Origin of the sequence: Streptomyces sp. 8K308 (genome assembly GCF_004348315.1) — a bacterium.
Classification (GTDB): domain Bacteria; phylum Actinomycetota; class Actinomycetes; order Streptomycetales; family Streptomycetaceae; genus Streptomyces.
Map to the genome: position 1 here is coordinate 1 of NZ_SMKC01000086.1, position 22316 is coordinate 22316.

Here is a 22316-nt window from a genome sequence, read left to right on the forward strand (position 1 = left end):
GGGGCGACGTGGGAGCGGGGGTCGGCGCGGGCACGCGCCCTGCGGCCGGGCGCTGGGACGAGGTGCGGACGATCAGCTCGGTGGGCATCACGCGGTGGAGCGCGTCGGGCGCGGACGCGGCGGCGGGGGCGCGGCCTGCGGCGCCCTCGATGGCGTCGATGAGCAGCTGGATCACGGTGGTGCCGATGCGGCCCGGCTTGAGCGAGAGGGTGGTGATGGGCGGCTCGGTGCTGGCGTAGACGCTGGACTCGCTGCAGCAGATGATCAGCAGGTCGTCGGGGACCCGCAGGCCGTAGCGGCGGGCGGCGGCCAGCAGGTCGGTGCCGTTGGGATCGAAGAGGCCGTAGACCGCGTCCGGCCGGTCGGCGCGGGCCAGCAGCCGGTCGGCGGCGACGGCGCCGGCGCAGGGGTCGTGCGCGGGGTACGCCTCGTAGACCGGGTCCTGGCCGTGGCGCTCGCACCAGTTGAGGTAGGCGGTGGTGGAGAGCCGCGTGTAGGTGTCGGTGCTGGTGCCGGTGAGCAGGCCGATCCGGCGGGCGCCGGCGGCGGCGAGGTGGTCGAGCAGGTCGGTGACGGCGGCCTCGTGGTCGTTGTCCACCCAGGCGGTGACGGGCAGGCTGCCGCCCGGCCGGCCGTCGGAGACCACCGGGATGCCCTGCCTGACCAGCTCGCTGACCACCGGGTCGTGGTCGGAGGGGTCGATGACGACGGTGCCGTCGAGCGCGACGTTGGACCAGACGTCGAAGTCGCGGTGCTGGGAGGCGGCGGGGAGGATGACCAGCGCGTAGCCCCTGGCCAGCGCGGCCGAGGTGGCGGCCCTGACCATCTCGGCGAAGTAGGCGAACTCGGTGAAGGTGAACGGTGCTTCGCCGTAGGTGGTGACCGTGAGCCCGATCAGCCCCGACTTCCCGGTGCGCAGGGTGCGGGCGGCGGCGGACGGCCGGTAGCCGAGGCGGTCGGCCACGGTGCGCACGTGGCGGCGGGTGACCTCGGGGAGCCGGCCCTTTCCGTTGAGCGCGTCGGAGACAGTCGTGATCGAGACACCGGCGGCCGCGGCGACCTCCCGGATGCCGGCCCGCCTGTTCGTCCGGCGACCGGAGGACCGGCTCACCTGATGCTTCGCTGCTGTCATGGCGACCTGATGTTAGGCCCGGGCCGGGGTGAGTGCCGCCGGTCGCAGTGAGCCGTGCGGCGGTACGTTTCCGCAAGATCGAAGGAGACTTGACCCTTCGTTAGCAAGGTTGAGCCGGCCGTGGATCAGCAGGTTCACGGGTGCAGGGGGCGCGTTCGCCGGCGCGAGCGGGGAATTCAACAGGCCCCGCATCACCCTCACGGGGAGGGCGCGCCAGGGCGCTCGCCAGGGGCGCGAAACCGTCGCTGAGCGCGCCTGGGCAGGCGGGATACGCCTTCGGGGCCCTCCGGGACCCTCCTCAAAAGAACCTCATAGGGTGGCCAGGGTGACGACCGCATCTTCTCAGGACCCCGCCACCTCCCCGCCCGCCGGTCCCCGGCTGCGCCCGGCGCTGGACGGCATCCCGGCCTACGTGCCGGGCCGCGCGGCCGGCCAGGGCTCGGTCTCGTTCAAACTGTCCTCGAACGAGAACCCGTACCCGCCGCTGCCCGGGGTGCTGGAGACCGCCGTGGCCGCGGCCGGCTCGTTCAACCGCTACCCGGACATGACGTGCTCGGCGCTGCTCGCCGAGCTGGGCGAGCGGTTCGACGTGCCGGTGACGCACCTGGCCACCGGCACCGGCTCGGTCGGGGTGGCCCAACAGTTGCTCCAGGCGACGGCCGGCCCCGGCGACGAGGTCGTCTACGCGTGGCGGTCGTTCGAGGCCTACCCGATCATCACCCAGATCTCGGGCGCGACGTCGGTCCGAGTCCCGCTGACGGCGGGGGAGGAGCACGACCTGGACGCGATGGCCGACGCGATCACCGAGCGGACCCGCCTCGTCTTCGTGTGCACGCCCAACAACCCCACGGGCACAGCGCTCTCCAGGGCGGCGCTGACACGCTTCCTCGACCGGGTGCCGAGCGGCGTGCTCGTGGTGCTCGACGAGGCCTACCGGGAGTTCGTGCGGGACCCGGCCGTGCCGGACGGGATCGAGCTGTATCGGGACCGGCCCAACGTGTGCGTGCTGCGGACCTTCTCCAAGGCGTACGGCCTCGCCGGGCTGCGGGTGGGCTTCGCGGTGGCGCACGAGCCGGTGGCGGCGGCGCTGCGGAAGACGGCCGTGCCGTTCGGGGTGAGCCAGATCGCGCAGGACGCGGCGATCGCGTCGCTGCGGAGCGAGGCGGCGCTGCTCGAGCGGGTGGACGCGCTGGTCGTCGAGCGGGAGCGGGTGACGGCCGAGCTGGCGGCGCAGGGATGGAAGGTGCCGCCGTCGCAGGCGAACTTCGTGTGGCTGCGGCTCGGCGAGGAAACGGCCGCGTTCGCGGCGGCCTGCGAGGGAGTGGGCATCACGGTGCGCCCGTTCCCGGGCGAGGGCGCCCGCGTCTCGATCGGCGAGCGGGCGGCGAACGACCTGCTGCTGCGCACGGCCGAGACCTTCCGCCGCGAGCGGCTGCCCGGCTGATTCCGGTTTGGGGTTTCCGGCTAGGGGAGACCCCCGGCCGCGGGGCAGCCGGTCGGGTGTTCCATAATGGGCTTGTGAATGTGAATACGTTCACAAGATAGCCCGTGCAGGCTCCGTACCCGGCCAGGCCCGCGCGGGAAGCCCATCGCGGAGGAGAAAGAACCGTGGATCTCGCTCTCGCACCAGAGACGCTGGCGCGGTGGCAGTTCGGCATCACCACCGTCTACCACTTCCTCTTCGTCCCCCTCACCATCTCCCTGGCCTCCCTCACCGCCGGCCTGCAGACCGCCTGGGTGCGCACCAGGAACGAGAAGTACCTCAGGGCCACCAAGTTCTGGGGCAAGCTCTTCCTGATCAACATCGCGATGGGCGTGGTCACCGGCATCGTGCAGGAGTTCCAGTTCGGCATGAACTGGTCGGACTACTCCCGCTTCGTCGGCGACGTCTTCGGCGCACCGCTCGCCTTCGAGGCGCTGATCGCCTTCTTCTTCGAGTCCACCTTCATCGGCCTGTGGATCTTCGGCTGGGACAAGCTGCCGCCCAAGCTGCACCTGGCCACCATCTGGACCGTGGCCGTGGGCACCGTGATCTCCGCCTACTTCATCCTGGCCGCCAACTCCTGGATGCAACACCCGGTCGGCTACCGCATCAACGAGGAGTCGGGACGGGCCGAGCTCACCGACTTCTGGCACGTGCTGACCCAGAACACCGCGGTGGCCCAGTTCTTCCACACCATCACGGCCGCCTTCCTCACCGGCGGCGCGTTCATGGTCGGCATAGCCGCCTACCACCTGATACGCCACCGGCACACCGCCGTGATGCGCACCTCGCTGCGTGTGGGACTGATCACCATGGTGGTCGCCGGGCTGCTGACCGCCGTGTCGGGCGACCGGCTCGGCAAGATCATGTACGAGCAGCAGCCGATGAAGATGGCCTCGGCCGAGGCGCTGTGGGACACCGAGGCGCCGGCGCCGTTCTCGATCTTCGCCATCGGCGACGTGGACAGGGGCCACAACGTGGTGGCGTTCGAGGTGCCAGGGCTGCTCTCCTTCCTCGCCCACGACAACTTCTCCGACCCGGTGCCCGGCATCAACGACACCAACGAGGCGCTCCAGGAGCAGTACGGCCCCGGCGACTACCGGCCCAACATCCCGGTCGCCTACTGGAGCTTCCGCTGGATGATCGGCTTCGGCATGGCCTCCGCCTCGCTCGGCGCGGCCGGCCTCTGGCTCACCCGCCGCCGCCTCTGGCTTGACGAGAGCCTCCGCACCGGGGAGGACGAGCGGCCCAGGCTCGCACTGACCAGGAAGCGGGAACTGCCCCACCTGCTGACCCGCTGGTACTGGCGGCTCGCGGTGCTCACCATGCTCTTCCCGCTGATAGCCAACGCCTGGGGCTGGATCTTCACCGAGACAGGCCGCCAACCGTGGGCGGTCTACGGGCTGCTGAAGACGGAGGCGGCGGTCTCGCCCGGGGTCTCCCAGGCCGAGGTGCTCATATCGCTGCTGGTCTTCACCACCCTCTACGCGGTGCTCGCGGTGATCGAGGTGCGGCTGATGGTCAAGTACGCCAAGGCGGGGCCGCCCGAACTGACCGAGTCCGACCTCAATCCGCCCAGCAGGATCGGCGGGGACGATCCCGCCGCCGACCGCCCCATGGCGTTCTCGTACTGAGGAGTTGGCCCGATGAGTCTCCCCGAACTCTGGTTCGTCATCATCGCCGTGCTGTGGGTCGGCTACTTCTTCCTGGAGGGCTTCGACTTCGGCGTCGGCATTCTCACCGGCACCCTGGCCCGGAACCGGGCCGAGCGCCGGGTGCTGATCAACACCATAGGTCCGGTCTGGGACGGCAACGAGGTCTGGCTGATCTCGGCCGGCGGCGCCACGTTCGCCGCCTTCCCCGAGTGGTACGCCACCCTCTTCTCCGGCTTCTACCTGCCGCTGCTGGCCATCCTGGTCTGTTTGATCGTGCGCGGCGTGGCCTTCGAGTACCGGGCCAAGCGGCCCGAGGAGTCCTGGCAGCGCAACTGGGAGCGCGCGATCTTCGTGACCTCCCTGACGGTCGCCTTCCTCTGGGGCGTCGCCTTCGCCAACATCGTGCGCGGGGTGCCGATCGACGCCGACTTCGAGTACGTCGGCGGCCTCGTCGACCTGCTCAACCCCTACGCGCTGCTGGGCGGCGTGCTGACCGTGGTGCTCTTCACCTTCCACGGGGCCGTGTTCGCGGCGCTCAAGACCGTGGGCGAGATCAGGACCAGGGCGCGCCGCGCCGCCGGCGTCCTCGGCCTGGTCGCGGGCGCGCTGGCGGCCGCCTTCCTGCTGTGGACCCAGGCCGACAGCGGCAACGGCCGCAGCCTGGCGGCGCTGGCGGTCGTGGCGGCGGCGCTGGTCGCCGCGCTGCTGGCCAACGCGGTGGGCCGGGAGGGGTGGGCGTTCGTCTGCTCGGGCCTGGTCGTGGTGGCGGCGTTCACCATGCTCTTCCTCGCGCTCTTCCCGAACGTGATGCCCTCCTCGCTCGACGCGGGCTGGGGTCTCACCGTGGAGACCGCCGCGTCCGCCCCCTATACCCTGCGCATCATGACCTGGTGCGCGGTCCTGGCCACCCCGGTGGTGCTGGTCTACCAGGGCTGGACCTACTGGGTGTTCCGCAAGCGCATCGGCACCCAGCACATCGCGTCCTGAGAGCCATGAGAATCACGAGAGCCGTACGCCGATGAGACCGATCGACCCCCGCCTGCTGCGTCATGCCCGGGCCACCCGGAGCTTCCTGGTCGCCTCGGTGGCGCTCGGCCTGCTGGGCGCGCTGCTGGTGATCGGGCAGGCGCTGCTGATCGCCGGCATCGTCACCGACGCGTTCACCGAGGGGCTGTCCGTCGCCGAGCTGCGCACGCCCCTGCTGCTGCTCGCGGCGACGGCGCTCGGGCGCGCGCTGGTGAGCTATCTCACCGAGCTCGCCGCGCATCGGGCCAGCGCGGCGGTGAAGTCGGAGCTGCGGACCCGCCTGCTGGAGCACGCGGTGGCGCTCGGCCCCGGCTGGCTCGCGGGCCGCACCACGGGCGAGCTGACGACGCTGGCCACCCGGGGGATCGACGCGCTCGACGGCTACTTCGCCCGCTACCTGCCGCAGCTGGGGCTCGCGGTGGTGGTGCCGGTAGCGGTGCTGGCCAGGATCGTGACCGACGACTGGGTCTCGGCGGCCACCATCGCCGGGACGCTGCCGCTGATCCCGCTCTTCATGGTGTTGATCGGCTGGGCCACCCAGGCCCACATGGACCGGCAGTGGCGCCAGCTGACCCGGCTGTCCGGCCACTTCCTCGACGTGGTGGCCGGGCTCGGCACGCTGAAGGTCTTCGGCCGGGCCAAGGCGCAGGCCGAGAACATCCGCGCCATCACCGACGACTACCGGCGCGGCACGCTGCGCTCGCTGCGGATCGCGTTCCTGTCCTCGTTCGCGCTGGAGCTGTTGGCCACCATCTCGGTAGCGCTGGTCGCGGTGAGCATCGGCATGCGGCTGGTGCACGGCGAGCTCGACCTCTACACCGGGCTCGTTGTGCTGATCCTGGCGCCCGAGGCGTATCTGCCGCTGCGGCAGGTGGGCACCCAGTTCCACGCGGCGCAGGAGGGCCTTTCGGCGGCCGCCGAGGTCTTCGCGGTACTGGAGACCGAGCCGCCGGCGCGCGGCGGCGAGCCGGTGCCGGGGGAGGCGGCGACGGAGATAGCCGTGGCCGGCGTGACGGTGCGCTACCCGGGACGTGCGGGGGACGCGCTCGCCCGCACCAGCCTGGTGGTCTCCCCCGGTGAGACAGTGGCCCTGACCGGCCCCTCGGGCGGCGGCAAGTCCTCGCTGCTGGCGGCCGTGCTCGGGTTCGTGACGCCGGCGGAGGGACGGATCCTGGTCGGCGGCCGGGACCTGACCACGCTCGACCTTGCCGAGTGGCACCGGCGGATCGCCTGGGTGCCGCAGCAGCCGCGGCTGTTCGCGGGCACCATCGCGGAGAACGTGCGGCTGGCCCGGCCTGAGGCCGACGACGCGACGGTGGCGGCGGCGCTGCGGGACGCGGCGGCCGGCGACCTCGACCCGGGCCGGCGGCTCGGCGAGGGCGGGGCCGGGCTCTCGGCCGGGCAGCGGCAACGGGTCGCGCTGGCCCGCGCGTTCCTCGCCGACCGGCCGATCCTGCTGCTCGACGAGCCGACGGCGGCGCTGGACGGCGAGACGGAGGCTGCGGTCGTGGCCGCCGTGCGTCGCCTGACGGAGGGCCGTACGGTGCTCCTCGTCACCCACCGCGAGGCACTGCTGACCACGGCCGATCGAGTGTTTCACGTGGAACCAAGTGCCTGGCCGGCACCTTGGCCGAGGACGGCCGAGGATCGGCCTGAGACCGGCGGCACGGCCGCCGGGGACGGCCGACCGCCGCGGGTGCAGACCGGCGAGGCGTCCGGCGGGCCGGCGCTGCACGCGGCGAGTGACGCCGATCCGCTCGGCGCCGAAGCCGACGGACTCGCGGGCGACGAGGCCAACCACGACCCGCGCGCAGGCGCCGACGGCCACGTTGCCGTGGTCGAGCCGACACCGCTCGGCGCGACAGGAGGCCGCCAGGCCACCGGCACCGGCCACCTGCCCGCGCAGCGGGCGGGCCACGCCGGCCGGAGGGCCGGCGACGAGGCGGCGAGCGCGGACCCGGCGCCGGCGGGCCACACCGGCCGGGCGCCCGCGTTGGTCTGGGTGCGGGCCGCCGCGAGGCGGCAGGGGCGGCGGCTTGGGCTGGCGACGTTGCTCGGCGCGCTCGCGTTGGGGAGCGCCGTCGGGTTGATGGCCACGTCGGGCTGGCTGATCTCCCGCGCCTGGGAGCAGCCGCCGGTGCTCTATCTGATGATCGCCGTCACCGCCACCCGCGCCTTCGGCATCGGGCGGGCGGTCTTCCGGTACGCCGAGCGGCTGCTCAGCCACGACGCGGTGCTGCGGATCCTCGCCGAGCTGCGGGTGACCGTCTACCGGCGGCTCGAACGGCTCGCGCCCGCCGGGCTCGGCCGGGCCAGGCGCGGCGACCTGCTCTCCCGGCTGGTCGCCGACGTTGACGCCCTCCAGGACTACTTCCTGCGCTGGCTGCTGCCGGTCGCCGCCGCCGTCACCGTCGGCCTCGGCGCCGTCGCGTTCACCGGCTGGCTCTCGCCCACGGCTGGCGTCGCCCTGGCCGTCGGGCTGCTGGCCGCCGGTCTTGGCGTCACCGCCCTGTCCGCCGCTCTCGCCCGTCGCACCGAGCGGCGGCTTGCGCCGGCCAGGGGCGAGCTCGCCAGCCACACCGTCGACCTGCTCACCGGCGCCGCCGAGCTGACCGTGGCCGGCGCGCTGCCCGCCCGCCAAGCCGCGCTGCGCGCCGCCGACCGCGAGCTCACCGGCCTCGCCGCCCGCTCCGCCGCCGTCACCGCGCTGGGTGCCGGGCTCACCACCCTGATCACCGGCCTGACCGTCACCGCGGCCGCCGCGCTTGCCGTGCCCACCGTGACGGACGGCGTCTGGCTGGCCTCCGCCGTCCTGGTCCCGCTGGCCGCCTTCGAGGCCGTCGCGGGCCTGCCAGCCGCCGCCCAGCAGCGGCAGCGGGCCCAGCGGGCCGCCGAGCGGATCCGCGAGATCACCGAGGCAGCGGTCCCGGTGCGGGAGCCGACCGAGCCCGCGCCGACGCCGCAGGACCCCTTCCCGCTGCGGCTGCGCGGGCTGACCGCCCACCACCCGGGCGCCACGGAACCGGCGCTGCGCGGCGTCGACCTGGAGCTGACGCCCGGGCGGCGGACAGCCGTCGTCGGCCCCTCGGGCGCCGGCAAGACCACCCTCGCCCACTGCCTGCTGCGCTTCCTCGACCCGACCTCCGGCGCCTACACCCTCGGCCCGGCCGACGCCACGGCGCTGGCCGGGGACGACGTCCGCCGGCTGGTCGGCCTGTGCGCCCAGGACGCGCACATCTTCGACAGCACCCTGCGGGAGAACCTGCGTCTGGCCCGACCCGACGCGGACGACCGCGCGCTACGGGACGCGCTCGCCGCCGCCCGGCTGCTCGACTGGGTCGACGCCGAGCTCCCGGACGGCCTCGACACCCTGGTGGGCGAGTTCGGCGCCCGGCTCTCCGGCGGCCAGCGGCAGCGCCTCGCGCTAGCCAGGGCGCTGCTCGCCGACTTCCCCGTGCTGGTGCTCGACGAGCCGGCGGAGCACCTGGACCTACCCACCGCCGACGCGCTCACCGCCGACCTGCTCGCGGCCACCGAGGGCCGCACCACCGTCCTCATCACCCACCGCCTCGCCGGCCTTGACGGCGTGGACGAGGTGCTGGTGCTGGACGGCGGCCGGGTCGTCCAGCGCGGTCCGCACGCCGAGCTCGCGGCGGCCGACGGCCCGTTCCGCCGGATGCTGGAGCGCGAGTCGGCCGCCCGACCAGGCCGGACGACCTCCCGACCAGGCCCTACGGACGCCCGGAACACGAGTTTCGCCCTGGTTCAGGAGTAACTATCCTCGCCTCATGCGGGAGCTACCTCGCCTGCTGCGGGCCCTGGAGGCCATCGGCGGCGACATCGCGCCCCAGGCCGTGCCGGAGCGGATCGTGCGGGCGGCGGCCGATCTCGTGGACGCCCGCTACGCCGCCCTGGCCGTCCTCGACGAGGGTGGCGACGCCATCGGCCGCCTCGTCACGCACGGCGCGACCGCGCCCGACGACCCGGCCGGTCGCCCGGAACCGCTGGTCGACGCCCTGCTGAACGGCGGTCCGCCCCCGCCGCTCTCCGTCCCCGTGCCGGTGCACGGCGCCACCTACGGGCTGCTCCAGGTGGCCGGCAAGCGCGGCGCCCCGGCCGACGGCTTCACCGCCGAGGACCTACAGCTGCTGCGCGCGCTGACCACCGAGGCGGGCGCGGCCATCGGCAACGCCCGGCTCCACGAGGCCGTCCGGCAGCAGGCCCGCTGGATGGACGGCAGCCTCGAACTCACCACCTCGCTGCTCTCCGCCGACGAGGACAACGCGCTGGCCGTCGTCGCCGAACAGGCCCTGCGGCTGGCCGGGGCCGCGACCAGCGTCGTCCTCGAACCGGCGGCCGGCGGCTCGGGCGACCTGGCGGTGGTGGCCGCAAGCGGCCAGGGCTCGGGCGGCCTGATCGGCACCCTCGTCCCAGCCGACGGGCCGGCGCCACGGCGGGTGCTGGCCGGCGAGCCCGTCGTCCTCGACGAGCCGGAACCCGCCGAACTCCCGCTGATCGCCGCCCTCGCCGACCGGCAGGGGCCCGCCATGCTGCTACCCCTCGCCAGCGACGGCACCACGCTCGGCGCGCTGGTCCTCTCCCGCGCGCCCGGCTCCCCCGCCTACACCGTGCCGGAGCGCGCCCTGGCCACCCAGTTCGCCCAGCAGGCCGCGATCGCTCTCCTGCTGGCGCGGGCGCGCCGGGACCGCGAGCAGCTGGCCGTCCTTGAGGACCGCGACCGGATCGCACGCGACCTGCACGACCTCGTCATCCAGCGGCTCTTCGCGGTCGGCATGGGCCTGGAGGGCGCCCGGCGGGCCGGTGACCGCGACGAGGTGGCCCGGCGCATCGACCGTGCCACCGACGAACTCGACGCCACCGTCCAGGAGATCCGCACCACGATCTTCGCCCTCCAGCAGCCCCCGGAGGAGGCCCCGGCGGCGCTGCGCACCCGCGTGCTGCGCGAGACCGGCACGGCCGCCGCCTCCCTCGGCTTCCCACCGTCCGTCACCTTCACAGGCCCCGTCGATGCGCTCGTCCCCGAGGAGACGGCGCGCCACCTGATCGCGGCGCTGCGCGAGGCGCTGTCGAACGTCGCACGGCACGCCGGAGCCGGCCGCGTCGACGTCGTGGTGGACGCCACGGCCCGGCTGCCGGACGGGCGGGACGCGGTGCGGCTGACCGTCGCCGACGACGGCACGGGACTGCCGGCCGGGCGCCGCCGCAGCAGCGGGCTGCGCAACCTGACCCGCCGAGCCGAGTCCCTCGGCGGTTCGGCCACCCTCGGCCCGGGACTTGACGGAGCCGGCACCTCGGTGACGTGGCAGGCCCCGCGGTGAGGCGGGAGGCGATACGGTCAGCGCCATGGCAGGACGAACAGTGGTGATCAGCGGGGGCGGCACAGGAATCGGCCTCGCGACGGCGCGCGCCTTCGCGCGGGACGGCGACACGACGGTACTGATCGGCCGTCGTCGGGAGGTCCTCGACCGGGCGGCGGCCGAGCTGCCGGACGCGGTCCCGCTGTCGGCCGACCTGACCGAGCCGGCGGAGGTGGCACGGCTCGCCGCCGAGATCGGTGACCGCTTCGGCACGGTGGACGTGCTGGTGCACAACGCCGGAGGCAACGGAAACCTCGAACCAGGACCGCCGGACGGCACGGAGCCGCTGGCCGCGACGGCGCACCAGTGGACGGTGAACTTCCGCATCAACACGCTGACGGCGGTGCTGCTCACCGAGGCGCTCAAGGACCGGCTCGCCTCGCCCGGCGGCCGGCTGCTCTTCCTCAGCTCCATCGCCGCCCACCGGGGCTCGGGCTCCAGCGGCTACGGCGCGAGCAAGGCGGCGCTCCACCCGTACGCGTTCGCGCTGGCCAGGGAACTCGGCCCGCGCGGGGTGACGGTCAACGTGGTGGCGCCGGGCTTCATCGACGACACCGAGTTCTTCGGGCCGAGCATCGCCGAGGAGCGGCGCCGGGCGCTGATCGCCGAGACGGCCAACGGCCGGGCCGGCGAGCCGGGGGACGTGGCGGAGACGCTGCACTGGCTCGCCTCGCACGCGGCGGGCCACGTCACGGCGCAGGTCGTCGCGGTCAACGGCGGTGCGGAGCGCGGCCGCTAGGGCCGAACCGGGTCCTCCCCCGCCCTCCCGGGTGCGCCCAACCGCTCTCCGCCGGTGCGGCCGCCGCCGGCCCACCCACGAAACGGACAGCCGACGCGCCGGCCGCCACGGACGCCTCAACCGGCGAGGACTCATCGGACGAGGCGGACTGCTCGGACGGCCTGAACTCCCCGACCGACGGGGACTCGCCGGGCGAGGCGGACCGGCCACTCGGCACGGACCCATCGCCCGGTAGGGACTCCACGGCCGGGACGGCCCCCTCAGCCGGCGCGGACTCTGCCGCCGACCTGGACGCCCCGACCGATGCGGACTGGCCGGGCGAAGCGGACCGGCCGCTCACCGGCGCGGACTCACCGGCCGATGGGAACTCGGCCCGAGGCGACTCACCGACCGCGACGGGCTGCTCGGCCGCGGCAGTACCCCCGCCCGTGGCGGATGCGCTGACCGGCTCGCCGGGCGCAGAGGGCTTGGCGTCCGGTGTGGGGTCCTTCGTCCGGGCCGGTTCGCCGGCAGGCGAGGAACCGCGGGTGAGGTGGACGACCGTGCCGAGGAGGGCCCCGGCGCACGTGCCGACGGCCAGTGAGAGCAGCGGCGCGGGGGAGACGGGGATGGTCGGGGCGCGCGCCGGCATCAGCTCGGTCAGTTCGGCGGCCGTCTCCGGCTCCGCCTCGGCGGCGTAGCCGATCAGCGCACGCGCCACCGCGTTGGCGGCCCTGGCCGCCGCCTCGGCGCCCGGCGCGCGCCCGGTGATTTCGATCACCGGCGCGTCGGGCGACGTCGCCGCCCACACCCGGCCGCGCAAGTCGGCCACCGAGCCGCCCGCCTCCTCTCGGGCTGCGTCCAGCACCGCCTCGCTTTTCACCATCCGCCCGTACGACTGGGCGAAGCCCACCGCGACCGCCGGATCGACCTCCCCCACCGCCCGCACCACGACGTAGCCGCTGGCCGCGTACTCCCGTTCGGTCAGCAGCGTGTACCCCCCGCCGAGCAGCGCCCCGAGCAGCACGCAGCACGCGAACGGCCACCAGCGGGCCAGGATCCGTCGCATCACCGTCGCACCTCCTCGTAGACCGTCATCAGCCGCGCCACGGCCCGGTCGATGTCGTAGCGCCGCACCGCCTCGGGCACGGGCAGCCGCCGCACGCCGAGCGCGAGCTCGGCACGGAGCGCCCTGGCCAGGTCGGGAACGGTCGCCTCCACGCGCCGCGCCCCCGGCGCCTCCTGGCGCGGCAGTTCGTCGACCGCCGGGCAGGCCGCGTGCAGCACCGGCAGCCCGGCGGCCAGCGCCTCAAGCACCGCGAGGCCGAACGTCTCTTCCGTGGACGGCGACACGAACAGGTCGAAGGCCGACAGCAGCCCCGGCATGTCGGGCCACTCGCCGACCAGCGCCACCCGCCCCGTCATCCCGAGCCGCGCCGTCAGCCGGCGCAGCCCCGCCCGCTCGGGGCCGGCGCCGGCCAGCACCAGCCAGACGTGCCCCGGCAGCTCAGCGACGGCCCGCAGCAGCACGTCGAAGCCCTTGTCCGGCACCAGACGGCCGACCCCGCCCACCACCACGGCGCCCTCCGGCAGCCCGAGCCTGGCCCGGACGGCCGCCCGCGCCTCCTCGTCGAAGGCGAAGGTGGCCGGCTCGATGCCGTTGGGCACCACGTGGATCCGGTTCGTCGGCACGCCCCAGTCGCGCAGCCGGCCGGCGACGGTGCCGGAGACCGCGACCGTGGCCACGCCGAGCCGCTCGCTGGCCAGGTAGAGCGCGCGGGTGGCGGCCGTCAGCGGCCGGCCCTCCATGCGGTGGGCGCCGAGCGAGTGCTCGGTGGCGACCACGGTCCGCACGCCGGCCAGCCGAGCGGCGAGCCGGCCGTAGACGCAGGCCCGGTAGAGGTGGGTGTGCACCAGGTCGTAGTGGCCGCTCCTGATGAGCCGCACCAGCCTGGGCAGCGCCCCGACGTCGCGGTTACCGCGCATGCCGAGGTCGGTGACGGCCACGCCGTCGGCCCGCAGTTCGGCGGCGACCGGGCCGGCGTTGGTGAGCGTGACCACGTCGCAGGCGAGCGGCAGCCGCCACAGCAGCGACCGCAGCTGGCGCTCGGCGCCGCCGACGCCGAGCCCGGTGATGACGTGCAGCGCGCGTTTCAACGGGCCACCGCTCCGGCCGGCGGTGCCTCAAGCCGGACGCCGCGGCGGCGCAACGGGTGCAGCCGCCGCTTCAGCCGCATCCGCAGCGGCCCGTCGGACTCGCCCATGTGGATCCTGGGGAGGGCGTAACGGCCGGTCAGCGAGCCGGGCTTGACGGCGCAGGCGTAGGAGTAGCCGGCGGCCCGCACGGCGTCGGCGACGCGGGTGTCCACGGCGCCGTAGGGGTAGCAGAAGCCGGCGACCGAGCGGCCTGTGATCTCGCGCAGCAGGTCGCGGCTGTGGGTGATCTCGCGTTCGAGCGCCGCGTCGTCGAGGCTGGTCAGCTCGAGGTGGCGCAGGCCGTGCGAGCCGATCTCCATGCCGGCGGCCGCGGCGGCCCTGATGCCGTCGGCATTGAGCAGCCGCTTGCGCGGGCCGTCCGCGTCCCAGGCGTTGCTGCCGTGCAGCCGGCCGGGGAGCGCGAAGACGGTGGCGGTGCAGCCGTGGCCGCGCAGCAGCGGGACGGCGTAGTCGAGGAAGTCCTTGTAGCCGTCGTCGAAGGTGAGCCCGACCAGGCGCTCGGCGCGGCCGACCTCGTGCGCGCGCAGCAGCTCGCTCACCGACACGCCGCGCAGCCCGCGGCGGCGCAGCCAGGCCAACTGCTGGTACAGGCGGTCCGGGGTGACGGTGATGCGGTACGGGTCGGGGCTGGTGTAGGCCACGGAGTGGTACATGAACAGCCACAGCGGCGCGGGGGCATTGGCGTCATGGGCCATGGGTGAGGTGCCTCCTGGTGAGAGCGGACGGGAGACGGGTGGGTCGGGGGAGTCGGGTGAGCAGCTCGCGGGCCTCGGGCACGCGCAGCGCGTGCGCGGCGATGGCGAAGACGGCGGGCAGGATGAGGGCGCCGACGGCGAGCGTGGCGGGCGTGGGCAGCGTCGGCGCCGCGTCGGCGGCCGACCAGCCGGCGGCGGTGGCGGCGGCCGCGGACAGCGTGAGGCGGCCGACGCGGCCGAGTACGCGGCGCGGGTCGACGGGGATGGTGCGGGCCGCGAGCCCGCGCAGCAGCAGCGACGCGGTGACGGTGATGCCGGCGGCGTTGGCGGCGGCGATGCCGGCGGCGCCCCAGTGGGGGGTGGCGGCCAAGCCGCCGACCACGGTGACCAGCAGGCCGGCGGCCATCGCGGCGAACGGGAACCAGGCGGGTCTCGCGGCCGAGAAGAACGGCCTGACCAGCGCGCCGACGAGGGTGTGACCGAGCAGACCGACGGCGTACACCCGCATCACGGCGGCGGTGGCCGCGGTGTCCTGGGCGTCGAACGCGCCACGCTGGAAGAGGAGTTCGATGATCCGCGGGGCGTAGGCGACGACATAGGCCGCGCCGAGCAGCACGACGACGGCGGCCGCCACGAGGTCGCGCTCGACGCGCAGCCTGGCCGCCGCCAGATCCCCACGGGCGACGGCGCCGGCGACCATGGGGAGGGTGACGGTGCAGATCATCATGGCCAGCACCATCGGCAGTTGGGCCACCTTCTGCGCGTAGTTGAGCCAGGAGATGGCCCCGGACGGCAACGACGAGGCGAGAAACCGCTCGACCAGCACCTGTGCCTGCCGGCTCAACGCGAACAACACCACCGGCACCACGAGACGCCCTGGCGGCCTGAGCGCCTCGAAGGTTCCTCCGGTGGGTGCCACGGAGGCACGTCGGGAGGCGCCCACGGCCCTACCGGCCGCCGCGGAACGCCCGGCCGCCGGCCGGCGGAGCCGACCAGGCGGCGCCGGCGGCCGAGCCGGCCAGTCCGCCGCGGGCCCTGCCGCCGAATCCCCCGGCACGCGCGAGCCGTCTCGGCGGGCGAGCTCCGCAGACGGGACGACCTCGGCCGCGGCACAGTCGAAGGACGCGGGGGCGGCGGTGCCGCCCGCCTTCTGACCGGGCGCCGGCAGGCGCAGGCGGTGGAGGAAGAAGGGGAGTTGGAGGAGGACCATCAGGAGGCCGCCGAGGGCGACGCCGGTGGCGGCGGCGCGGATGCCCCAGGCGGTGTGGAGGAGGAGGGCCGTCGTGACGATGCCGACGTTGTAGGCGACGTAGATCGCCGCCGGCGGCAGGAAGTCGCGGTGGGCGCGGAGCGCGGCGCTGAGATATCCGGCCAATCCGAAGGTGAGGATCGTCACGGCCGTCAGCCGGGTGCAGTCGACCGCGAGGTCAGGGTCGGCGAGGCCGGGTGCCAGGAGCCCGACGAGCAGGGGCGCGCCCGCCGCCAGCGCGGCGCTCGCGGCGGCGAGGACAAGCAGCAGCCTCGGCAGCGTGGCCGCGACCAGGGCCCGCGGCGATCGTCGGCCGCCGTTGGCCAGCGCCAGGCTGAAGGCCGGCACCAGGACCAGCGCCATCGCCTCCTCGATCAGCAGCGTGGCGGCGAACTCCGGCAGGGTCCAGGCGACCAGGAACGCGTCCGTCGCGCCGCCGGCCCCGTACAGCGTCGCGATGATCTGGTCCCGCAGCAGCCCGCACAGCGCGCCGGCCACGGTCAGCGCCGCGGTGAGGCCTGCGGCCCGGGCCACGAAACGTTCGCTCACGTCGGCCCCCACTCCTCAACGGCCGCCAGCGCCCACCACGCCGTGAGGCCGAGGGCGACGGCGGTCAGCACGGTGGTGGGGCCGCCGATGTCGGCGTACAGGAAGTTGACGAGCTGCCAGACCAGCAGCCCGACGGCGACCAGGCCGGGCGCCCGCGCCCCGCCGCCGGCCCGCCGCAGCCGTCGCAGGGCGAGCACCAGCAGCGCCGCCCAGCAGCCGACGACCGTCGCCGCGCCGAACAGTCCGAGTTCGCTGAGCAGCAGCAGGTACATGTTGTGCGGGGACAGTAGCTCCTGGCGCTGGAACGCCGCGCCGGCGCCGCCGATGTCGCTGCCGGCGGAGAGCGCGAGCGGCGCGTAGCTGTCGCGGTGCTCGGCGAAGCCGCGCGGTCCCGTGCCGGTCCACGGGTGGTCCTGCCACATGCCGAGCGCCGCCTGCCACATGGCGTACCGGTCGACGACCGACTGGTCGGGGGTGCCGGTGACGTCGCCGATGCTGCTGAGCCGGTCGGCGACCATGCCGGAGCCGAGCGCGGCCCCGCCCACCAGCAGCACGCCGGCGCCAAGCAGCGCGAGCATCGTGCGGCGGGCGCGCCGGCCCGAGGAGAACGCGGCGAGCAGCACCACGGTGAGCACGGCGGCGCCGCTGGCCAGCCAGGCGCCCCGGCTGAACGAGACGGCGAGCGGGAGGGCGAGCAGCGCGGCGCAGCCGAGCGTGACCGGCCGCCACCAGCGTGGGGCGCGGCGGGGGGCGGCGAGGCCGAGGCAGAGGGCGGTGACCAGGCCGTGGGAGACGGTGGCGGCCATGCCCATGATGTGGAGCGGGCCGTAGGTGCCGACGGCGCGCACGTTCTGGCCCATGTAGGAGGCGCCGGCGCCGGTGGCGTACTGCCAGCAGCCGACCGCGCCCTGGGCCAGCGCGAGCAGCAGAAGCGCGCCGGCGACCAGCCGGAAGTCCCGGGCGTCGCGCAGCAGCAGCACCAGGCAGAGCGGCACCACCACGAAGGTCTGGAGGAGGCGGAGCAGGCCGGGCAGGGCGGCGACGGGGTCGGCCGCGGTGACGGTCGCGACGGCGAAGGCGAGGACCGGGGCGCCGAGCACGAGCGCGGCGCGCCGCGACAGCGGCGGCCGCCGGCCGGTGGCCAGCAGCACGGCGCAGCAGCAGGCGAGCGCCACCGAGGCCAGGTCGGCCGGCGTGGCGGTGTAGCCGGCCAGGCCGAGGCCACCGACGGGCACGGCGAGCAGCAGCACGGTGGCGAGCAGCGGCAGCAGCCGCCAGCGGCCGGCCGCCGCCGCGCGCGAGACCTGCGTCGCCGGCAGGGCGGGGACGAACGTGGGGACGAGCCTGGGGACGCGGTGCGCGAGCGCGGTGATCCTGGGCATCAGCTGCCTCCTCGGCGCAGGCAGGCGGCGGCGGTCCGCAGCATGATGCGGACGTCCTGCCAGAGTGACCAGGTCTCGATGTAGAGGTTGTCGAACCGGGTGCGGTCCTCGATGGAGGTGTCGCCGCGCAGCCCGCTGATCTGGGCGAGGCCGGTGAGCCCGACGGGCATCCGGTGGCGGTCCGCGTAGCCGGGGTAGACCCGGCTGAACCGCTCGACGAAGTGCGGTCGTTCGGGGCGGGGGCCGACCAGGCTCATGTCGCCGCGCAGCACGTTCCACAGCTGCGGCAGCTCGTCGAGCGAGGTGCGGCGCAGCAGCCGGCCCACCGGGGACATCCGGCCGTCCTGGCTGATGTTCCAGCGGGTCTCCGCCTCCTGGTCGTCGGCCGGGCGCAGGCTGCGGAACTTGAGGATGACGAACGGCCGGCCGTCCTCACCGATCCGCTCCTGCCGGAAGATCACGCCGGGGCCGTCGGCGATCCTGACGGCGAGCGCGCACAGCAGCAGCAGCGGCGCCACGGCGACGAGCGCGGTGCCGGCGATGACGATGTCGAGGCCGCGCTTGGCCCAGCGGGCCACCCGGTGCCGGCGCGGCGGGTCGAGGCGGCGGCAGGTGTAGCCCCACAGGTGGCTGGTGCGCGGCGCGCCCGCGGCGCGGGCGCCGACCGGCGTGTGGTCGATCCACCAGACGGCGCAGCCCCGTTCCCAGAACAGCCGCAGCAGCCGGCGCTGCGGCGGCCGGGCGAAGACGACGTGCCGGACGGCGCCGAGCGGCACCGTCCGGCCGAGGTCGTCGCTGAGCGGCAGCACGGGCAGTGGGGCGCGCTCGGGGGGTTGCGCCGGCACCGGGCCGACGAGGGCGACGGGGCGCAGGCCGAACTCCAGGTGCTGGGCGAGTGTGGCCGCGACGCGCTGGGCGTGCGGGCCGGTGCCGACGATCAGGGTGGGGCGTGGACGACGGCGTGCGGCGCTGCGGCGGGTGGCGTGGGCGGCACCGCGCGCCGCGACGGCGAGCAGGGTCTGGGCGGAGACCAGGGCCAGGGTCCTGGTCGGCTCGTGCCGCTCGGCGAAGAGCGCGGCGGCCGCGCACCAGGCGACGGCCGAGTGGCCGAGCAGTGGCGGGAGTTCGTCGAGCGCGGCGCCGGTGAGGGTGGGGCGGTACAGGCCGCGGGCCCGGTTGAGCGCCGCGAAGACGGCGAACGTGAGGAGGACGGCGAGCGCGGCGGGCAGGGGGGCGGGACCGGTCACGAGCGGGGCCGCGGCGGCGGCGAGCGCGTCGCAGGCGAGCAGCCAACCGGCGCCGCCGGGCGTGGCGGGCCGCCCCACGCTGCGGCGGCGCGGCGGCCCGGGCGAGTGCAGGGGCCCGCGGGGCTGGACGACGGCGGTCTTGGCGGCCGTGCCGGCAGCGGTGGTCGTCGTGACGGAGCCGGCCTGCGCGGCCTGACCGGCCTCGACGTCCTGTCCAGCCTGTCCGGTCCTGACGGTGGCGGTCCCTTCGATGGTCATCGCCGCGCGCGCTCCCCGCCGTCCTCGGCGAGCGGGTGGGCGCCGGCCGCCGGTCTCGGCACGGCGTCGGGCAGCGCGCGCGGCCCCGGCGGCAGCAGTTCCCGGTAGACCCGGAGGCAGGCGGCGGCCGTCAGCCGAACGTCGTGGCAGGACCGAACGTGCTCGCGGGCCCGCCGCCCCAGAGCACGGCGCCGGTCGGGCGCCTCGAGCAGCGCGGTGATGGCGCGGGCCAGGGCCGATGGGTCCTCTGGCGGCACCAGGCAGTGCGCGGCCGAGCCCGCCGGCAGGCTCTCGCGGGCGCCGCCGACGTCCGTGAGCACCACGGGCCGGCCCACGGCCATCGCCTCGAGCGGCGCCAAGGCCATGCCCTCCCAGCGGGACGGCTGCACCACCAGGTCGGCCGCCGTGTACCAGGGCAGGGTGTCGTCGGTGTGGCCGGTGAACAGCACCCCGGCACCGGCGGCGCGGCGCAGCGCGGCCCGGTCCTGGCCGTCGCCGAGCAGCGCGAGACGAGCGGTGGGGAAACGATCAAGCACCCGGGGCCAGGCGCGCAGCAGCAGGTCCTGGCCCTTCTGCGGGCAGAGCCGGCCGACGCACACCACGAGCGGCGCGCGCCGCGGCAGGGAGTGGGCGGTGGCCAGCGCGGCACGCGCCTGACGCCGGGCCACGCCGTCGGCGGCCGGATAGCGGTCGAGGTCGACGCCGTTGCGCACGACGGCGTGCCGGGCGACGATCCCCGCCTGCTCGGCGCGCCGCCGCTCGGCTTCGCTGACGCACAGCACCCGGTGGGCCCAGCGGGCCGCGTGCCGCTCCCAGCGGGTCGCCAGGGCTGCGGCGGCCCCGGTGACCGCCTCGAACGACCAGGCGTGCGGCTGGAAGACGGTGGGCAGCCGGCCGCGCAGCGCGAGCCGCCCGGCGAGCCCGGCTTTGGCGCTGTGCAGGTGGACGAGGTCGGGGGCGGCCCGGCGGATGGCGCGGGCCGTGAAGGCGACCTCCCAGGGCAGGTTGGGCCCGGGTGCGCGTTCGGCGTGCCAGTGGCGGACGTCGGCCCCGGCGGCCGCGGCGGCCCGGCCGAGCTCGCCGCCGGCCGGGCAGAGCACGGTGGCGCGGATCCCCGCGTGGGTCTGAGCGCGGACCAGGTCGGTGACGACCCGGGCGACGCCGCCGTCCACGGGCTGGGCGAGGTGCACTACGGTCAGCACGCTTCCGTCCTTGCGAGCTTGGAAGTGGGCTTGCGGCTCGGGGGGTCGGGGCTCGGTGGGTTCGGGGCTCGGGATCAGGGGCTCACGGCTGGGAGGCCGCGTCGACCTGCAGGAACAGCGCGCCGAGCTGGTAGTCGTGGTCGGCGCTGCCGAAGCCGACGCCCAGGGCGCCGGCGCCGTCCGCGAGCATGCCCGAGACGTCGAGCACGTCCGAGTCGAACCCAAGGGTGTTGGCGTGGGCTGGCTCGCGCGCCCCGACCGCCAGGCCGTGGTCGGCGATCGTGGAGTTCATCACGTCGGTGACCGGGTTCGCGTCGTCGCCGAGCGAGGTGGCCCGGCCGCCGTCCGTGCGCACGGTCACCGTGTCCCCGCCGCGTCCGACGTCGCCGCCGCCGGCCACCACGCCCAGGCTTCCGTGGCCGCCAGCCGCCGCTTCCAGGTCGGGAAGCCGCACGTCGGCGAGGGCGCTCTGCCCGTCCACCGTCACGAACCCGTCCCACAGGGCGATCTCCCGCAGCGGCTCAGCCGGGTTCTCATAGGCCACCACGAGCGTCCAGCCGCCCCAACCGCCGGCCTCCGAATGCCCCATGGCGACGTTGATCTGGGCGACGGTCCAGTAGCCGGGCTCGCTCCAGCGCACCAGCTCCGTGACGTCGGCCGAGGCGAAGAAAGCGGCCTGGTCGCCGGTGTCCCGGTGCCCGATGACGGAATCCGCGAGCAGTTCCTTGTACTGGCCGCCGGGTTCGGCGATCAGCACCCGCCCGTTGTCCTGCGGCGGTTTGTGTTCGCCGACCCGGATATTCGCGCCCCAGTAAAGGCGCGCGTGGGTGACCCGGGATCCGCTGGGCAGCCGGAGTTCGGCGCGACTGGAGTTGTAGGTGTTGGGATCCGAGTCGACGTCGATGTACGCCATCTCGTACTGCCCGCCGAGCGCGGCCGCGCCGCCCTGCGCGTCCTCGCAGGTCGGGGCGGAGGAGAGCACCGCGCGACCGCAGGTGATCACGGAGTTGGCGGCCCGCACGACCCCGCCGTGCTGGACCGCGTGATAACGCTCGGCGAACGGAATGGACGACGCCTCGCCCACGGCGGCCGAAGCGAGTGGACGTGGCCCGATGGCGAACAGCGCGACAACGAGGACACCGAACAAAGCGAGGCGGCGCATGACTCACCCTTCGACCGCTTTCCGACAGAACCTTTCAGGCCCTTCCAACAGGCGTTGAAAACCATGACAGAAAACAAGCGGGAAATCACGTAAAACGCGCGGAGCCAGGCAAACGAGCCTATTCCAGGATGAAAAGAATCTCATCCGACTCAGCCGAAAGAGGTCGAACACAGCTCGAACGAGAAGCCGGCCCCAACGAAGCAGAGCCCCCGCTCCGGATCTTCTCCGGAGCGGGGGCTCTATCACTGGTGCGCGAGGGGGGAGTTGAACCCCCACGCCCTTGCGGGCACTGGAACCTGAATCCAGCGCGTCTGCCTATTCCGCCACCCGCGCTCGCACCACCGGCGGCTTCCCCTCGGAGGCGCCCACCGACATGCAGAAGGCTAACACGCCTCGCGGGCCCCTCTCACCCTCGTTTCCCCTCGCCCCTGCCCGATCCCCCCACGGATGCGCGACACTGTTCCTTGCCCGCCCCTACGATCCAGGGGTGGCCCGGTGCGCGCCGGGGAACCACCAGGTCGCCTCGCGCGTGGATACGATCAGTAAGCACTACCACGTCGCGCGCGCCAGGACACGGAGAAGGAGGTGCAGGACATGGGAGTACTGAAGCGCTTCGAACAACGCCTTGAGGGCCTCGTCAACGGCACCTTCGCCAAGGTCTTCAAGTCCGAGGTGCAGCCGGTGGAGATCGCCGGCGCCCTGCAGCGCGAGTGCGACAACAACGCCGCCATCTGGAACCGCGAGCGCACCGTCGTACCCAACGACTTCATCGTCGAGCTCAGCTCGAGCGACTACCAGCGGCTCGCCCCCTACGCCAGCCAGCTCGGGGACGAGCTCGCCGGCATGGTCCGCGAGTACGCCAAGCAGCAGCGGTACACCTTCATGGGCGAGATCAAGGTCCACCTCGAGCAGTCGCCCTCCCTCGACACCGGCCTGTACCGGGTGCGCAGCCGCACCCTGGCC

16 protein-coding genes and 1 tRNA gene are annotated in these 22316 nt (G+C 74.6%); 7 read left to right on the forward strand and 10 right to left on the reverse strand.

Translation table 11 applies throughout. From position 1 onward, the window contains the following. Window positions 1–1132 (reverse strand): LacI family DNA-binding transcriptional regulator (locus E1265_RS15000; protein ID WP_132930798.1); only part of this gene is annotated, 1132 nt, incomplete at its 3' end. A gap of 325 nt (window positions 1133–1457) precedes the next feature. Between E1265_RS15000 and hisC the strand changes: the two genes are divergently transcribed. The 6 genes from hisC (at window position 1458) to E1265_RS15030 (ending at window position 11413) form a co-directional block, all read left to right on the forward strand. Next, a complete protein-coding gene (gene hisC / locus E1265_RS15005) occupies window positions 1458–2576 on the forward strand; it encodes a histidinol-phosphate transaminase (RefSeq protein WP_132930799.1) in 1119 nt (372 codons plus the stop codon). A gap of 164 nt (window positions 2577–2740) precedes the next feature. Then, complete coding sequence (locus tag E1265_RS15010; RefSeq protein WP_132930800.1) at window positions 2741–4249, forward strand: cytochrome ubiquinol oxidase subunit I; 1509 nt, start codon at window positions 2741–2743, stop codon at window positions 4247–4249. A 12-nt stretch (window positions 4250–4261) separates the two neighbouring features. Then, window positions 4262–5257, forward strand: coding sequence for a cytochrome d ubiquinol oxidase subunit II (cydB, locus tag E1265_RS15015; RefSeq protein WP_132930801.1), 996 nt, complete (start codon window positions 4262–4264; stop codon window positions 5255–5257). A gap of 31 nt (window positions 5258–5288) precedes the next feature. Next, on the forward strand, window positions 5289–9071 hold the full coding sequence (cydD, locus tag E1265_RS15020; protein ID WP_132930802.1) for a thiol reductant ABC exporter subunit CydD: 3783 nt from the start codon (window positions 5289–5291) through the stop codon (window positions 9069–9071). Between the two features lie 13 nt (window positions 9072–9084). After that, window positions 9085–10635 carry a GAF domain-containing protein gene (locus tag E1265_RS15025; RefSeq protein WP_132930803.1) on the forward strand — a complete coding sequence of 517 codons (1551 nt, stop codon included), beginning with the start codon at window positions 9085–9087 and terminating at the stop codon, window positions 10633–10635. 25 nt (window positions 10636–10660) lie between these two features. After that, window positions 10661–11413 carry an SDR family oxidoreductase gene (locus E1265_RS15030; RefSeq protein ID WP_132930804.1) on the forward strand — a complete coding sequence of 251 codons (753 nt, stop codon included), beginning with the start codon at window positions 10661–10663 and terminating at the stop codon, window positions 11411–11413. On the opposite strand, the gene E1265_RS15035 is transcribed toward E1265_RS15030, so the two are convergent. From E1265_RS15035 to E1265_RS15075, 9 genes are all read right to left on the reverse strand, one after another. Beyond that, on the reverse strand, window positions 11385–12461 hold the full coding sequence (locus E1265_RS15035) for a hypothetical protein (protein WP_165953755.1): 1077 nt from the start codon (window positions 12459–12461) through the stop codon (window positions 11385–11387). The two genes, E1265_RS15030 and E1265_RS15035, sit on opposite strands and share 29 nt — an antisense overlap. Further along, window positions 12461–13549: a glycosyltransferase gene (locus tag E1265_RS15040; RefSeq protein WP_132930806.1), complete on the reverse strand. Its 1089-nt coding sequence runs from the start codon at window positions 13547–13549 to the stop codon at window positions 12461–12463. Before E1265_RS15040 ends, E1265_RS15035 begins: the two co-directional genes overlap by 1 nt. Then, complete coding sequence (locus tag E1265_RS15045; protein ID WP_243740799.1) at window positions 13546–14304, reverse strand: polysaccharide deacetylase family protein; 759 nt, start codon at window positions 14302–14304, stop codon at window positions 13546–13548. The genes E1265_RS15040 and E1265_RS15045 overlap by 4 nt, the downstream gene beginning before the upstream one ends. After that, window positions 14294–16102, reverse strand: coding sequence for a lipid II flippase MurJ (locus tag E1265_RS15050; protein WP_243740800.1), 1809 nt, complete (start codon window positions 16100–16102; stop codon window positions 14294–14296). Before E1265_RS15050 ends, E1265_RS15045 begins: the two co-directional genes overlap by 11 nt. After that, the gene (locus tag E1265_RS15055; RefSeq protein WP_132930808.1) at window positions 16099–17484 is read right to left on the reverse strand and encodes an O-antigen ligase family protein; all 1386 of its coding nucleotides are present in this window, start codon (window positions 17482–17484) and stop codon (window positions 16099–16101) included. Before E1265_RS15055 ends, E1265_RS15050 begins: the two co-directional genes overlap by 4 nt. Then, window positions 17484–18989 (reverse strand): exopolysaccharide biosynthesis polyprenyl glycosylphosphotransferase, encoded by a 1506-nt coding sequence (locus E1265_RS15060; RefSeq protein ID WP_132930809.1) that lies wholly within the window; start codon window positions 18987–18989, stop codon window positions 17484–17486. The genes E1265_RS15055 and E1265_RS15060 overlap by 1 nt, the downstream gene beginning before the upstream one ends. Next, window positions 18986–20191 carry a glycosyltransferase gene (locus E1265_RS15065; RefSeq protein ID WP_243740801.1) on the reverse strand — a complete coding sequence of 402 codons (1206 nt, stop codon included), beginning with the start codon at window positions 20189–20191 and terminating at the stop codon, window positions 18986–18988. Before E1265_RS15065 ends, E1265_RS15060 begins: the two co-directional genes overlap by 4 nt. Window positions 20192–20273: 82 nt before the next feature. Beyond that, window positions 20274–21353 (reverse strand): DUF3344 domain-containing protein, encoded by a 1080-nt coding sequence (locus tag E1265_RS15070; protein WP_132930810.1) that lies wholly within the window; start codon window positions 21351–21353, stop codon window positions 20274–20276. 246 nt (window positions 21354–21599) lie between these two features. Next, window positions 21600–21686, reverse strand: a tRNA-Leu gene (locus E1265_RS15075). 261 nt (window positions 21687–21947) lie between these two features. Here E1265_RS15075 and E1265_RS15080 point away from each other — a divergent pair. Continuing rightward, on the forward strand, window positions 21948–22316 hold a 369-nt coding region (locus E1265_RS15080; RefSeq protein WP_132930811.1), incomplete at its 3' end, for a DUF3662 domain-containing protein.